14 protein-coding genes and 2 pseudogenes are annotated in these 14,823 nt (G+C 39.9%); 11 read left to right on the top strand and 5 right to left on the bottom strand.

Annotated elements, in window-relative coordinates:
• The first annotated feature begins 59 nt into the window (after positions 1-59).
• The 7 genes from ispD (at position 60) to rpoS (ending at position 6,036) form a co-directional block, all read left to right on the top strand.
• Positions 60-782 carry a 2-C-methyl-D-erythritol 4-phosphate cytidylyltransferase gene (gene ispD, locus PR709_RS18375; protein WP_014656631.1) on the top strand — a complete coding sequence of 241 codons (723 nt, stop codon included), beginning with the start codon at positions 60-62 and terminating at the stop codon, positions 780-782.
• A 12-nt stretch (positions 783-794) separates the two neighbouring features.
• Entirely contained in the window at positions 795-1,307 is a 513-nt protein-coding gene (gene ispF, locus PR709_RS18370; RefSeq protein ID WP_004922911.1) for a 2-C-methyl-D-erythritol 2,4-cyclodiphosphate synthase, read from the top strand.
• Positions 1,273-2,322, top strand: coding sequence for a tRNA pseudouridine(13) synthase TruD (truD, locus tag PR709_RS18365; protein WP_060560574.1), 1,050 nt, complete (start codon positions 1,273-1,275; stop codon positions 2,320-2,322). Before ispF ends, truD begins: the two co-directional genes overlap by 35 nt.
• The gene (gene surE, locus PR709_RS18360; RefSeq protein ID WP_004922907.1) at positions 2,300-3,061 is read left to right on the top strand and encodes a 5'/3'-nucleotidase SurE; all 762 of its coding nucleotides are present in this window, start codon (positions 2,300-2,302) and stop codon (positions 3,059-3,061) included. The genes truD and surE overlap by 23 nt, the downstream gene beginning before the upstream one ends.
• Positions 3,058-3,684, top strand: coding sequence for a protein-L-isoaspartate(D-aspartate) O-methyltransferase (locus tag PR709_RS18355; protein ID WP_004922905.1), 627 nt, complete (start codon positions 3,058-3,060; stop codon positions 3,682-3,684). The genes surE and PR709_RS18355 overlap by 4 nt, the downstream gene beginning before the upstream one ends.
• 243 nt (positions 3,685-3,927) lie before the next feature.
• On the top strand, positions 3,928-4,995 hold the full coding sequence (gene nlpD / locus PR709_RS18350) for a murein hydrolase activator NlpD (RefSeq protein ID WP_014656629.1): 1,068 nt from the start codon (positions 3,928-3,930) through the stop codon (positions 4,993-4,995).
• A 54-nt stretch (positions 4,996-5,049) separates the two neighbouring features.
• Entirely contained in the window at positions 5,050-6,036 is a 987-nt protein-coding gene (gene rpoS / locus PR709_RS18345) for an RNA polymerase sigma factor RpoS (RefSeq protein WP_004922901.1), read from the top strand.
• Positions 6,037-6,142: 106 nt separating this feature from the next.
• On the opposite strand, the gene miaE is transcribed toward rpoS, so the two are convergent.
• Together miaE and mutS are read right to left on the bottom strand one after the other, a co-directional pair.
• Positions 6,143-6,904, bottom strand: a complete 762-nt coding sequence (gene miaE / locus PR709_RS18340; RefSeq protein ID WP_004922898.1) for a tRNA isopentenyl-2-thiomethyl-A-37 hydroxylase MiaE — start codon at positions 6,902-6,904, stop codon at positions 6,143-6,145.
• Between the two features lies 1 nt (position 6,905).
• Complete coding sequence (gene mutS / locus PR709_RS18335; protein WP_014656628.1) at positions 6,906-9,470, bottom strand: DNA mismatch repair protein MutS; 2,565 nt, start codon at positions 9,468-9,470, stop codon at positions 6,906-6,908.
• A gap of 229 nt (positions 9,471-9,699) precedes the next feature.
• On the opposite strand from mutS, the gene PR709_RS18330 reads away from it, so the two are divergent.
• From PR709_RS18330 to PR709_RS18320, 3 genes and pseudogenes are all read left to right on the top strand, one after another.
• The gene (locus tag PR709_RS18330; RefSeq protein ID WP_272571094.1) at positions 9,700-10,059 is read left to right on the top strand and encodes a hypothetical protein; all 360 of its coding nucleotides are present in this window, start codon (positions 9,700-9,702) and stop codon (positions 10,057-10,059) included.
• A gap of 97 nt (positions 10,060-10,156) precedes the next feature.
• Positions 10,157-11,005: pseudogene (locus tag PR709_RS18325) on the top strand (tyrosine-type recombinase/integrase).
• A 98-nt stretch (positions 11,006-11,103) separates the two neighbouring features.
• Positions 11,104-11,496 carry a hypothetical protein gene (locus PR709_RS18320; RefSeq protein ID WP_272526440.1) on the top strand — a complete coding sequence of 131 codons (393 nt, stop codon included), beginning with the start codon at positions 11,104-11,106 and terminating at the stop codon, positions 11,494-11,496.
• 517 nt (positions 11,497-12,013) lie between these two features.
• On the opposite strand, the gene PR709_RS18315 is transcribed toward PR709_RS18320, so the two are convergent.
• Entirely contained in the window at positions 12,014-12,394 is a 381-nt protein-coding gene (locus PR709_RS18315) for a hypothetical protein (RefSeq protein ID WP_053110406.1), read from the bottom strand.
• A gap of 189 nt (positions 12,395-12,583) precedes the next feature.
• Between PR709_RS18315 and PR709_RS18310 the strand changes: the two are divergent.
• Positions 12,584-13,287: pseudogene (locus PR709_RS18310) on the top strand (IS1 family transposase).
• Between the two features lie 301 nt (positions 13,288-13,588).
• Here PR709_RS18310 and PR709_RS18305 read toward each other — a convergent pair.
• Both PR709_RS18305 and PR709_RS18300 read right to left on the bottom strand, forming a co-directional pair.
• On the bottom strand, positions 13,589-14,257 hold the full coding sequence (locus tag PR709_RS18305) for a hypothetical protein (protein ID WP_042116786.1): 669 nt from the start codon (positions 14,255-14,257) through the stop codon (positions 13,589-13,591).
• The coding region (locus PR709_RS18300) for an RHS repeat-associated core domain-containing protein (protein ID WP_272571093.1) at positions 14,257-14,823 on the bottom strand (567 nt) is incomplete at its 5' end. The genes PR709_RS18305 and PR709_RS18300, both read right to left, overlap by 1 nt.

Genomic DNA, 14,823 nt, shown 5'->3' with positions numbered 1-14,823 from the left:
AACTCTTTTATAATCTGTTATATCTATCGGTCATTAATTTCAATGTAAGATCCAACATAATGAATAACTCAATAATTGGGGTAGATTCGCAAGTGGTTGCGATAATTCCCGCGGCAGGTATTGGTAGTCGTATGAAGGCCGATTGCCCAAAACAGTACTTGCAGGTTGCAGGGAAAACTATCATTGAGCATACAATTAATGCATTGCTATTGAATCCTCATGTTGCCAGTGTTGTTATCGCGTTGAGTCCTGATGACGACTATTTTGCTAAGCTTGATATTGCGCAAGATTCACGCGTGACGACAGTTGAAGGTGGCAAAGAGCGAGCAGATTCGGTATTAGCAGGGTTAGACTTTTTAGCCCAAGACGGCAATATGCATAATAAGTGGGTATTAGTGCACGATGCGGCACGCCCCTGTTTGCATCAAGACGATTTAAATAAAATTATTCAATTATCAACAAAAAATTGTTGTGGAGGGATCTTGGCAGCTCCGGTCAGGGATACTATGAAACGGAGCCGAAAAGCTTCTGATCTCATCGATCATACAGTGGAGCGGGAAGCCTTATGGCATGCATTGACCCCACAATTTTTCCCTTTGTTGTTATTGCGAGATTGCTTAAGTAAAGCTTTGAAAGAGAATGCGGTTATCACAGATGAAGCCTCTGCACTTGAATATTGCGGCTATCAACCTGTATTAGTTTCAGGACGTTCTGATAACCTGAAAGTGACTCGACCAGAAGATCTGGCACTGGCGGAATTTTATCTTTCTAGAATGAAATAAAAGGAATAAATAATGAGAATTGGGCACGGTTTTGATGTGCATAAGTTCGGCGGTGATGGTCCTATCATTATTGGTGGTGTCCGTATCCCTTATGAACACGGTTTATTGGCACACTCTGACGGTGATGTGGTATTACACGCAGTAACAGATGCTATTTTAGGTGCAGCAGCACTTGGTGATATTGGTAAGCTCTTCCCTGATACCGACCCTGCATACAAAGGTGCAGATAGCCGCATATTGCTAAAAAAAGCTTACTGCCATGTTCGAGAAAAAGGCTACAGCATTGGAAATATTGATGTCACTATTATGGCTCAAGCACCAAAAATGTTGCCACATATCCCGCAAATGCGCGTCAATATTGCTGAAGATCTTGAATGTCACATGGATGATATTAATGTCAAAGCAACAACAACCGAGCAATTGGGGTTTGTTGGGCGTAAAGAGGGCATTGCATGTGCGGCGGTAGTGCTGTTAGTGAAAGATAATGGTAATGAAACTCATGAATGTACAGTACCTGCATGGTAAACCTCTCTCAACAGGTAAGCTAAAAAGTCAGCCAGAAGATTTTATTGTCAAAGAAGATCTTGGCTTCGAACTGGACGGCGAAGGCGAACATGTTATGGTTCGCATTGAAAAAACAGGTTGCAACACATTATTTGTGGCTGAACAGTTAGCTAAATTTGCAAAAATTTCAGCTCGTTCAGTGAGCTATGCGGGTTTAAAAGACCGTAATGCAGTGACTGAACAGTGGTTTTGTTTACAAATGCCAGGTAAAGAAACGCCTGATTTTTCATTATGGCAGCTTGATGGTTGTAGAGTCATCGCGACAACGAGACAAAAACGCAAGTTACGTATTGGAACATTGAAAGGCAACCAGTTTGAATTGACGATCCGGGATATTTCAGTACCTGAGGATGTTGAGGCTCGTTTACAGAAAGTTGCAGAACAAGGCATTCCGAATTATTTTGGGGAACAAAGGTTTGGCCGTGATGGGCAAAACTTAACCCAAGCATTACGTTGGGCGAACCAAGAAATTACGGTTCGTGAACGTAATAAGCGTAGTTTCTATTTATCTGCCGCACGTAGTGCTATGTTTAACCATGTTGCAAGTGAACGGATTGAAAACCAAACCATAAACCAAGTATTACTTGGTGATGCGCTACAACTAACAGGGCGTGGAAGTTGGTTTGTTGCAACGGCAGAAGAGTTGCCTACCTTGCAAGCGCGTGTTGCTTCTGGCGAATTGAGTATCACTGCGCCTTTGCCCGGTGATGGCGAATTAGGTACGCAAGAGGATGCACTGGTTTTTGAAACCAACAGCTTAGAAAGCTATCACTCTTTGATGACACTGATGAAAAACGAACGCGTCTCATCGACACGAAGAGCGATGATTGTGAAACCGCAAAATTTTCAATGGCAATGGATTGACCAGACTACATTAAAACTCAATTTTTTCCTTAATTCAGGAAGCTTTGCAACAAGCGTGGTGCGAGAAATCATTAATCAGGATAGTGCCGATGTTAAAGATATTATTGAGTAACGACGATGGTGTGACTGCACCGGGGATCCAGACATTGGCGGCCGCTTTACGTCAATATTATCAGGTGCAAGTGATTGCGCCTGATCGCAACCGTAGTGGGGCATCGAACGCATTAACGTTAGATAGGCCTTTAAGGATCCAAACTCTTGCTAATGGTGACTTTTCTGTACAAGAAGGTACGCCAACAGATTGTGTTTACATTGGTGTGAATAAAGTCGTTAGGCCACGACCGGATATTGTTGTGTCAGGAATTAACTGTGGCCCTAATTTAGGTGATGATGTGATCTATTCAGGGACAGTTGCTGCGGCGATGGAAGGGAGGCACTTAGGGTTACCTTCAATTGCGGTATCATTGGATGGAGATACCCATTTTGAAACTGCTGCAAAAATAACCTGTGATATTCTCGCGTTATTACATAAAAACCCTTTACGGGCAGGTAACATACTAAACATTAACGTTCCTGATATCCCTTATGAGGATGTTAAAGGGATCAAAGTCACTCGCTGTGGTAGCCGTCATGCTGCTTCAGAAGTCTACAACCTTGAAGATCCTAAAGGTAATATGTTGTATTGGCTAGGGCCTGTAGGGGAGATCCGTGATGCTGGGCCGGGTACTGATTTTGAAGCCGTATCACAAGGTTATGTTTCAATTACCCCATTACAAGTTGACTTAACAGCGTATAAAGCACATTCATTAGTTGAAGAGTGGTTAGAAAAATCGGGAGTGAAAGTAAAATGAGAACAGGCCTCATGAAAGAACTTTTGGCACAACTACGCCAACAGGGAATTCACGATGAGCGCCTGTTAGATGCTTTGTCACAGGTTCCTCGTGAACGCTTTGTTGACGAAGCCCTATCGCATAAGGCTTATGATAATATTCCATTACCTATCGGTTATGGGCAAACTATCTCTCAACCTTATATTGTTGCAAAAATGACTGCATTACTGGCGATTAAGCCAGAAGATCATGTATTAGAAATCGGTACAGGGTCAGGTTATCAAACCGCTGTTTTAGCGCACCTTGCAAAACATGTTTTTTCTGTTGAAAGGGTAAAAAGTTTGCAATGGACGGCAAAACGTCGTTTTAAGCAGCTTGATTTACATAATATCTCCACTCGTCATGGTGATGGCTGGGAAGGCTGGCAATCTAAAGGGCCTTTTGATGCAATTATCGTGACGGCGGCACCCAGTGAAATTCCGCCTCGGTTACTACAGCAATTAAAAGAAGGTGGGCGTTTGGTTCTGCCTGTGGGGGATAAAGATCAAGCGCTGAAGCTAATTACGCGCCGAGGGAATGATTATCATGCTAATGTGGTCGAAAAAGTACGTTTTGTTCCGCTAGTAGCGGGTGACTTAGCGTAATTTTTGCTTATAGTCATATTTGGTAAAATAGGGCACTTTAACAGCTTAAAGTTAAGAATGTTGTATTTTCCATTAAGTCATAATCTCAAATTGTTATATTTTTGATATATTTGGCTTGTTCAATATTTTATATTTCTGCTTTAATAAGCAAAATACTTTTAGTGACGAGAGCTAACAGGCTCTAATGTTTTACTGACACAAATTTATTTGCTATGTCAGATTTTTCTTCACGGGAGAAGAAGCATGAAAATTGTTAGCCCAATAAGCAGAATTCGATGGGCGGTGATCTTTTCATTTAGCGGGGCATTATTGGCTGGATGTTCAACTCCGTACCATACAGCAGCGCCTATTTCTAGCGTAAATGACGGTCAGACGAGTCAATCAAGTCAACAAACTGTTCAAAGAACGGCACCTACTGGTGGTACAAGTACAGCGATGCCTTCTTCTCGACCTAATTTGTCTTCGAATTCTTCATCATCTATTCGTACCTCTGCCCCAGTCAATATGGATGGGCAAGGGCGTATTATCTATAACCGCGACTATGGTAGCATCCCTAAAGGTAGCTACAGTGGCAGTACTTACACCGTACAACGCGGTGATACACTATTCTATATTGCTTATATAACTGGTAATGATTTCCGTGAGTTAGCAGCTAAAAACAATATTGCAGAGCCTTATAGCCTAAATGTTGGGCAAGTGATCAATATTGGTAACGGAAATGTGAACTCAAACGGGCAATTGGCCTCAAATTCATCAAATAGTAATCAGCAACCGGTTGATCTTCGAACAACTAATGCGTATCCTGCAAATGGAAGCGGTCAAAATTCAGGTAAGATGTTGCCTAATAATAAGAAGCCTGCAACGCAAACTTCTACGGCAACAACAACGACGGCAGCTTCTACCGCCTCTACGACGACAGCAAGCAGTACAAATAGCTCATCGATAAAATGGCGTTGGCCAGCGGAAGGGAAAACAATAGAAGGTTTCTCTGATGCTCAAGGTGGAAATAAAGGCATTGATATTGCCGGTTCACGAGGTCAACCTGTACTTGCTTCTGCTCCAGGTAAAGTGGTTTATGCAGGAAATGCACTACGCGGATATGGAAATCTTATAATAATAAAACATAACGATGACTACTTGAGTGCTTATGCACATAACGATACGTTACTTGTGCGTGACCAGCAGGATGTTGCCGCGGGTCAGAAAATAGCCACGATGGGTAGTACCGGAACGAGTTCGGTTAGATTACATTTTGAAATTCGTTACAAGGGAAAATCAGTAAACCCGCTGCGCTACTTACCGCAGCGATAAACTGGGCAGAGTGCAATGACATTCTGCCCTCATTATCAAGGGTAGGAGTCACTGATGAGCCAAAGTTCGCTGAAAGCTAACGAGTTATACAATGACCTCGACGATAGCATGATGGATGATGCTTTTGATGAGAGTCAGTTCAAAGAAGAGGATCTGGTTACTGAACTAGATGATGAAATGGATTTACTCCAGAACACGAATCAGCGTGTTCTGGATGCCACTCAAATTTATCTCAGTGAAATTGGATTCTCTCCGCTCCTAACTGCCGAAGAAGAAGTCTTCTACGCGAGGAGAGCGCTACGTGGAGATGTTGCTTCACGTCAGCGCATGATTGAAAGTAATCTTCGGTTAGTTGTTAAGATCTCTCGACGTTATAATAATCGGGGATTAGCATTATTAGATCTTATTGAGGAAGGTAATCTAGGGTTAATTCGCGCTGTTGAAAAGTTTGATCCTGAAAAGGGGTTCCGCTTCTCAACGTATGCGACATGGTGGATCCGTCAAACGATTGAACGTGCCATCATGAATCAAACTAGAACCATCCGCCTCCCAATTCATATCGTCAAAGAGCTCAATATTTACCTTAGAACTGCCCGCGAATTAGCGCAAAAACTCGACCACGAGCCTAGCGCTGAGGAAATCGCTGAACAGCTTGATAAACCAGTAGAAGATGTCAGCCGTATGTTGCGTTTAAATGAACGTATTACATCGGTCGATACGCCTATTGCTGGCGATTCAGAGAAATCTTTACTTGAAGTTCTCTCTGATGAGAATGAATCAGGCCCAGAGCATACAATTCAAGATAACAACTTAAAAGAGAATATTGTGAAGTGGTTATTTGAATTGAATCCAAAGCAGCGAGAAGTCCTTGCTCGGCGTTTTGGGCTATTAGGCTATGAAGCTGAGACACTAGAAGAAGTTGGCCGAGAAATTGGGTTAACAAGAGAAAGGGTGCGCCAGATACAAGTGGAAGGGCTAAGGCGGTTAAAAGATATTTTACAAGGAGAGGAGCTTTCCTTAGAAGCCTTATTTAATATGTAAATATCTTTGTGAATACCATAACGAAAGCCCTCAATATTTGATTGAGGGCTTTTTTCGTTAATGATAATAAATGGTCGAGTTTCTCATCATAGACTTTAGCTTACCGTCACACAGGAACGCCACTATGAAATTTAAAATCGTGGTCTACTGAGGTGATAAGTTCGGCTTCAACGAGACCGAACATCTCAACACGCTCGCTAATATCTGTTTTACTGATTGATTGCGCTAACTGTAGGTAATCTTGATAGTGTCTCGCTTCTGAGCGCAGTAATGAGACATAAAAGCTCGCCAAATCATCGTCTAGAAAAGGAGCCAATTTCGCGAAACGTTCACATGATCGAGCTTCAATATAAGCACCAATAATCAGTTTATCGACCAATGTTTGTGGTTCATGACCACTCATATGACTGAATAGCCCTTTAGCGTATCGACTTGCCGTTATACCATCATAAGCAATATTTCGCTGATGCATAATTTCCAGCACTTGATAAAAATGGTGCAGCTCTTCTTTAATCAAGAGTACCATTTTATCAATTAAATCTTGGCTATAGGGTGACTGCTTTTTCGCCAAGATCTGTTTTGATATTTGGTTTTTATTCTTTAGCGTATGAATATCACCAATACGATCGTAGGCAAAGTCTTCATAAGGCTTAAACCAAGCAAGCAATGTTGCCGCACTCTCTTTATCAACCGCATATTTACGGATCAAAAACATCGCACTTTGCGCCGCCTTTAGCTCACATAATAGATGATCTTTTAAGAGTATAGGGAGGCTTTCTGGTTCACTGGCTTTTTTAACCCAACTATCAGGCGTTTCACAGCGTAAAAACTGCCTGATAGGCGCTAGAAGTTCAGCGTGGTCTTGCATACTACTTATCCATTTCCTTTAAACGATATAACCAATCTAACGCTTGCCTTGGCGTTAACTTATCAGGGTCGATACTTTCAAGAGCGCTAAGAACAGGGGATGGCTCTTCTGGCACTAAGAAGCTGAGTTGTGCGCTATCAACATGGCTCGCGTTGGTATTATTTGAAATAATTTCTAACTCTTTGAGCTTTTGTTTGGCACGCTTAATAACATCTTTAGGGACGCCTGCTAGAGAGGCTACCGCAAGGCCATAACTTTTACTTGCTGCTCCTTCTTGAACATTGTGCATAAAGGCGATGGTGTCGCCGTGCTCCATTGCATCAAGGTGAATATTGACCGCGCCTTCTAATTTTTCAGGTAAGGTTGTTAATTCAAAGTAATGTGTGGCAAATAAAGTCATGGACTTGATTCGGTTAACTAAGTTTTCAGCACAAGCCCAAGCAAGTGACAAACCATCATAGGTTGAAGTGCCTCGACCAATTTCATCCATTAGGACTAAACTTTGCTCTGTTGCATTGTGTAAAATATTAGCCGTTTCAGTCATTTCAACCATGAAGGTTGAACGCCCGGAGGCTAAGTCATCGGATGCGCCAACACGGGTAAAAATACGATCAACAGGTCCAATGACCGCTTTTGTTGCAGGTACGAAACTACCAATATAGGCAAGTAGTGTTATCAATGCAGTTTGGCGCATATAGGTACTTTTACCCCCCATATTAGGGCCTGTAATGATAAGTAGGCGACGTTGTGGGGAAAGTGAAAGCGGATTAGAAATAAATGGTTCACTCAGGACTTGCTCGACCACAGGGTGGCGTCCTTCAGTAATGTGGATCCCTGGTTTATCTGTGAGTTGTGGGCAAGCATAGCCAAGTGTTTCAGCACGCTCAGCTAAGTTATTGAGCACATCGAGCTCTGCAAGAGCCTCCGCACTGATTTGCAAGTCTGCCAAATGTGGCAATAGCATATCGAAAAGCTCATCATAGAGTGCTTTTTCGATAGCTAACGCTTTACTTTTTGAGGTTAAGACTTTGTCTTCGTACTCTTTTAGTTCAGGAATAATGTAACGTTCCGCATTTTTCAGCGTTTGACGACGTACATAATGAATAGGAACTAAATGACTCTGACCGCGACTGACCTGAATAAAATAGCCGTGTACCGCATTGTAGCCCACTTTAAGGGTATCAATGCCCAGCTTCTCTTTTTCGCGAATTTCTAGTCTATCAAGATAGTCTGTAGCTCCATCGGCAAGTGCTCGCCATTCATCGAGTTCGCTATTATAACCCGGAGCGATAACGCCACCGTCACGCACCAATACAGGCGGTGCATCAATAATCGCACGTTGCAGTAAATCCTGTAGCTCATCAAACTGGTTAATACGTTTTTGCAAGTTTTGCAGATATTCGCTGTTAGATTGGTTGAGGATTTGATGAATCTCTTGGTACTGTTCAAAAGCGTGGCGCATACGTGCTAAATCGCGAGGGCGAGCAGAGCGTAAAGCTAAACGGGCAAGTACACGCTCTAAATCACCAATTTGACGTAGTAATGGCTGTAATAGCTCGAAACCACACTCTTGTAAGGCGGCGATAGCTTGTTGGCGATTCGTTAGTGTTTGTACATGGCGCAATGGGGTATGAAGCCAACGCTTGAGCATGCGGCTTCCCATCGGGGTAACGCATAAATCCAAAATAGACGCTAAAGTATTATCTGTGCCACCAGATAAGTTTTGCGTGATCTCAAGATTACGACGTGTTGCAGCATCCAAAATAACGTTATCTGTTTGTTTTTCCATGATGATGCTACGGATATGAGGTAATGCCGTACGTTGAGTATCTTTGACGTATTGGAGAAGGCAGCCAGCAGCGCGTAGCGCTCTCGAGGCATTTTCGACCCCAAACCCAATTAAGTCTTTTGTGCCAAATTGTAGGCCAAGCTGCTGTTTTGCTGTTTCTAGCTCGAATTCCCATAGAGGCCGACGACGCAGGCCTTTACAGTTTTCGATTAACGCCATACTCGCAAAGTCTTCGGGATAGAGTAATTCAGCAGGGCGAGTACGTTGTAGCTCTGCTTGTAGAGACTCTTCGTCATCGAATTCACTGATGATAAAGCGCCCCGACGTGATATCTAAGGTTGCAAAGCCATAGCCTTGAGGCTCTTGCCAGACTGAGGCCAATAGATTGTCTTGCCGCTCATTCAGCAATGCTTCATCGGTGATTGTACCCGGTGTAACAATACGTACGACTTTACGCTCAACAGGACCTTTACTCGTTGCGGGATCACCAATTTGTTCGCATATCGCGACAGATTCACCCAGTTGCACCAATTTTGCTAAATAGTTTTCGGCCGCATGGTGTGGTACACCCGCCATTGGAATAGGCTGACCCGCCGTTTGCCCTCGTTTGGTGAGCGAAATATCTAATAATTGAGACGCTTTTTTGGCATCATCAAAGAAAAGCTCGTAAAAATCCCCCATACGATAGAACAGCAATATGTCAGGATGTTGTGCTTTTAGTTTTAAATACTGCTGCATCATTGGTGTGTGGGATTCAAAATTTTGGTTATCAGTCATAAGCTTGTTTGTCTAATCTGTTGAATTTATTTAATCCTGTGTCCGTTGGCTGTCTCATTAGACTCCATTTTATTGTAGAGAATGTCACAGAATCCCATGATTGAGTGTAGGTTAAAATGTAGGTTGTTTATGGGGCTAAAACCCAATGAGCATTGTAAATGCACCAATCTGCACTTTAGTCTAAACACATTGAATACTTTTATAATAAGCGTTAATTAGGGTAACACTTATGAGCCAAAAATCATCAGTAAAACCATTCTTAACACAGTATCGCAGCGATAAACTTAAGTGTAAAAATAGTTCTGAATCCTGCGAAAGCTCTGGTTTACGTATATTTTGTGGCATAACAGCCAGTAAGACCGTTTTCTACCGATATAGTAGCCCAGTTATAGGTAAACTTGTACAGCTAAAAGTCGGTAATTTTCCTCAAATAGCATTGATTGAGACTAGCGTTAAGTTGCAAGAGTTTAAACAGTTACGTCAATTAGGCCGATGCCCTGTCACTGAGCTAAAAGAAGAAAAACAATATAAAAAAACAAAAACAACTCCAGCCGCAAAAAACACAGTTAACAGTAAAAGAACTTGTTGAGCTTTATTTAGTTGATCATATCGAAGATCGTAAAGGCAAAGACGGTAAAATTATTTCTGGCTCAAGAAAGAAGAAAGGGCAAATAGAAGTTCGTCGCATGCTTGAAGCCGATGTTGTTCGTGTTTTAGGTGAGCTTATGGCTCATGAAGTAACCCGAAAAAATGTGATTGAGCTTGTGCGTGAAATTGATGGACGAGGCGCTAAGGTTCAAGCAGGTAATGTATTGCGTGAACTGTCGGCAGCCTATGAGTTTGCAATCGGTCTAGAGTATTTCGAAGATAATTTCGCTAACCCTGCTTTATTGGCGAAATCGAGCTTGCAGCAAGCTAAGTTTAAACTAACCAGTAATAAAGGTACTCGTTATCTAGATGATAATGAACTCAAGAAATTTTTAGCATGGTTGCCTAGTTCTGCTTACACCAATGTTGTGAAAAATGTTTTCCGTCTGACGCTTTGGACGGGCTGCCGAACCGGTGAAGTGTGCGCAATGGCTTGGGATGATGTGAATCTTGAAAAAGGTACTATTCATTTGAAAGAAACTAAGACAGGAATTAAACGCCACGTGCAATTGCCGCATTAAGCAATTACCTACTTGAAATCAATGCGGATGAATTCTGATAAATATCTTTTTCCATCTCAAGTAACAAAATTACCTATTCAACAAAAATACTTGACTGAATGCGCATGGCGTTTACGCAAAGAAGGCAAGATGTTGGATATTCCTGCTTGGTCTCCTCATGATTTACGTCGAACAGTGCGTACGGGCTTGGCTAAATTAGGTTGCCCTAATGAAGTGGGTGAGGCGATACTTGGGCATTCGCGCAGCGGTATTGCAGGAGCGTATGATTTATACCGTTATGAGAGTGAATGTAAGGTGTGGTTGCAGAAATGGGCGGATCATATGCAGGTTCTTAGTTTAATAGGTAGAGAGTCTAACCTGTCTTAATTAATTGTGAATAAATCTTAAATTCGCTTTGGTTTGATGTGAAATTTGGTATTATTCTTATCAAATATATAAATTACTTGTCTAGGAATAGTATTATTATGACTATATCATCGTCAATTCGTGAAATTATTAGGCTATCTAAATTTGTAATTAATGCAAGAAGTAAAAAGGGAATGCCTCTAGTTAGTAATATTACGAGTATGCCGTTTCCTGATGGTATTAGCCAAGAAAGTCAAAAATTTGGGGGTTTTCTAAATTCATTACCACCCCGCGATGTACTAATTATTCGTAACTTGATGTATGTTGGTAGAGATCTTAATGCATATTCAAAGCCATTTATGGTGTTATATGCAGAATTTAATCGAATTCTTACACAGGATATCAGCATTGCAAAAAGTGAAATTTATAATAAAATCCGTAGATTGGACCGCTATTTTTCTGCTATTTTTATATATGCAGAGGCTGAAAAAATAAATATAGATGAGATTTAATTACACATTAAACCTTAATTGATGATATATTCACTTGATTTATAATTATTTAATTTTAGAAAATTGGTTTTGTACTCAGCGGTGTACTCATTTAATTGAATCTATCAAATAAAATGGATTTTTTGATAGAATTGGGGTTTTATGCTTATTAAATTTATTTAGTAATTACTACGATGCAAGAGGGGAGTATATGGTAATGTATTTCTTCTTTGTATGACCCTATTCGCAACGCATTATATGCTACATTTAGGGTTTTGCTACAAAAAAATTAAATGTAAAGCTACAGTGTTCTTTATAGCAATAGGTTTGGTGTTTAACTGTATTGATATCTTACTTTTGCAGCAACCGCAGTCCTTGCCACACAAAATGGGTTTCGTGTCGTTTTAGTGTGCCGTGCGCCCATGATTCGACTACTTAATGAATGCGCCGATCTAGTGCATCGTAGTGGTACAGCCATTGTTTGAGGAAATTAAACTTGAGGGTTTTACTACAAAGTAAAACCTCTCATTCTATTGCTTCAAAAAGACTCAATAATTACTGTTGCAGAACTATCATGGAAAATAGTATCTATGTATTCTTTCAATGTACTATAGTTAAGGTGATCAGCATTTAAATACACTAAAATATTTGAAAACCTAACATCCTTTATTTTGTCAGTTTTTATTTCAATTTTTAGGGTATTTTTTTCTAATGTGATTTTATCAATAGCATTAGAATACTCTCTTTCTGAAAGACTAGTTTGAATGCCAATTGAATCATCAACCTCCCCATCATCAAATCTTGATAAGATCAGATAATTTTGTGGGCTTGTAGGGTCATCTCCTACGCCAATAACAACAACGTCATTCTCGGTATAGCAATTAACAATGGAGGCTTTAAAAGTATATATATTATCCATAATTTTATCTTCGCATTTATTTTTAATTTATTTAGCTATGTAGAAATTAAATCTAAACATTGTAATGATTTATTTTCAATCATCTGTGCTCTCATAAATTTCGGCTGAGTAAAGCTACGTGGAAAAATGGGTTATGTATTCAATCCGGTGATTAACCTGTAATATAGGGTAATTTACCGGAGAATATTCATGGCTAAAGTCAATGTAAGGTGCCCATTTTGTCAACAAACTTCCTCAGTGAAAAAACATGGATTAGGGAGCACTGGACATCAACGTTATCGTTGTCAAGATTGCTGCAGAAGCTTCCAACATGATTATGAATATAGAGCCTGCCAACCCGGTGCTAAAGATAAAATTATCGACCCCCACGATGAATAATGCGGGTATTCGTGATACTGCTAGGGCACTTCATATTAGCATTAATGCGGTAGTTCGTACTTTAAAAAACTCTCGCCGAAGCAGGTAACTTCTTTACCCCTTGATAATTTGCACATTGAACTCCTTTGCGAGGTTGATGAGCAGTGGTCTTTTATGGCTAACAAGAAACAACAACGCTGGCTCTGGTATGCTTGGGAACCTCGCCTAAAACGGATTATTGCTCATACGTTTGGTCGTCGAAACAAGAGAACTCTTCGCCAGTTACTGGCTTTACTGTCTAGATTTAATGTGGCTTTTTGGTGCACGGATAAGCTCAGTGCTTATGAGATATTACCCAAACAAAAACATGTGGCAAGTAAGTTTTATACACAACGTAACGTATAGAAAGAGAGAATTTGAACTTGAGAAATCTCTTAAAGCAGCTTAACCGTAAGACGTTAGGTTACTCAAAGTCACCTGAAATGCATGATAAAATCATCGGTACATTCATAGAACGGGAGCATTACCTATTGTGATGATCTCTATATTGAATACACGACCGAAAAATGAGTATTTATTAGATGGTTTTATTGCCTACAGTTTGAAGTCGAAAAAGTCATCACTGAATATCCAACATACTGAAAAATTAAGATTTTAAATAATGGCTTAAACCTCGTTCAGACTATCTAGCTTCTATAGTAGTCTATGTCGTTATTTATAATTAATTACTTCTTCTCACTCTGGTTAGACTGTCAGGTTTAATTATGCCTAACATACTAAACCTGACAATCTAAATTTTAAGTAAATGCAGTCAATTGGAATCTGATGTTTGAATTGTTAATTATTTATACTATTCTCGACATATTCTTTAATGACATTAAAATCGTCAAGTAATTTTTTATTTTTACTGTTAATTGAGATTTCATTATACAATGCCATTGTTTGCTCTACATAATATTTTGGTTGAGAAGATAATTTTAATAACAAGCTTCCTTTTAATATTCTGTTACTAGTACTTAAAGCTAAAGGAGGAAGTTTTAACTGATTAATATCATTGATTTCTTTATTTAATTCGCTGGGGGAACTATATTTATCAAAAAATGGAATGCATATTTTAATAAAATCATTCTTCCATTCGGTAATTATGTCATTAATGCGGGTATCAGATGTTATGATCTGTTCTGTATACTCTCTGCCGATTTTTATATCAAAATGTTCACAAATTTCAGTAATTTCACCTCCATAGATATAAGGAGGGCAAACTGTATTTTTTGCTAATTTTTTGAACTCCTTATTTATGCCATCTATACTAATGTATAAAAAAGTTCTTAAGGCTAAATGACTCCCTCTATTAATAAAATTCAACATACATATTTTGCTGACTTCATTCTCAAAAATCTCAAATTCACATTTTGATTTTTTGTATTTAGCATTATAATGCTTCATGAATTCAATTAATTCGTTTAGCATAAGTTCTTTTTTGCTTGATAGACTAACTGGTTTCATTAGCATGATGTCCTTATTTGACGTAAAGAATTAGGTTTAATTTGTTTTGCTTGACTACCTCTAGGTAAAACAGCACTACGGCTTGATCCTTTAAATGTTCCACCTTTTTCATTTAGTAGTTTTTGATTAGCTGTAAATGGGGCGTTTCCATTTTTAGCATCAACTAAGTCTATAATATTCCCTGAGTTTCTATCTATAACCATAAAGTCAGGATTAGAATACAAAGCTTTTCCGGTTGGTCCAACCTCTCCATTTATATAGACTCGCGGTTGCTCTAATATTTCATACTGTGCTGAAGGGTATTTGCTTTGAAGTTGTTTAAGCACCTCCGGTTCTGATAGAGTTTTTGCAGTATTGTAATTATCACGGACAACACTTAACCCCCAAGGGTCAATCCATACCAATGGATTCGGCGCATACTGATACAGATTCATCCCACCCAGCAACCCAATTGGGTCGGGCATGATAAAACGGCCTATCTGTGGGTCGTAGAATCTGAACGTATTAAAATGCAATCCGGTTTCATTGTCAAAATATTGTCCAGCATAGCGTAAGTTCTGCTCAAA

The organism is Providencia sp. PROV267 (genome assembly GCF_028477825.1).
GTDB classification, from domain to species: domain Bacteria; phylum Pseudomonadota; class Gammaproteobacteria; order Enterobacterales; family Enterobacteriaceae; genus Providencia; species Providencia stuartii.
This window is presented reverse-complemented; position numbering and strand designations above follow the sequence as displayed.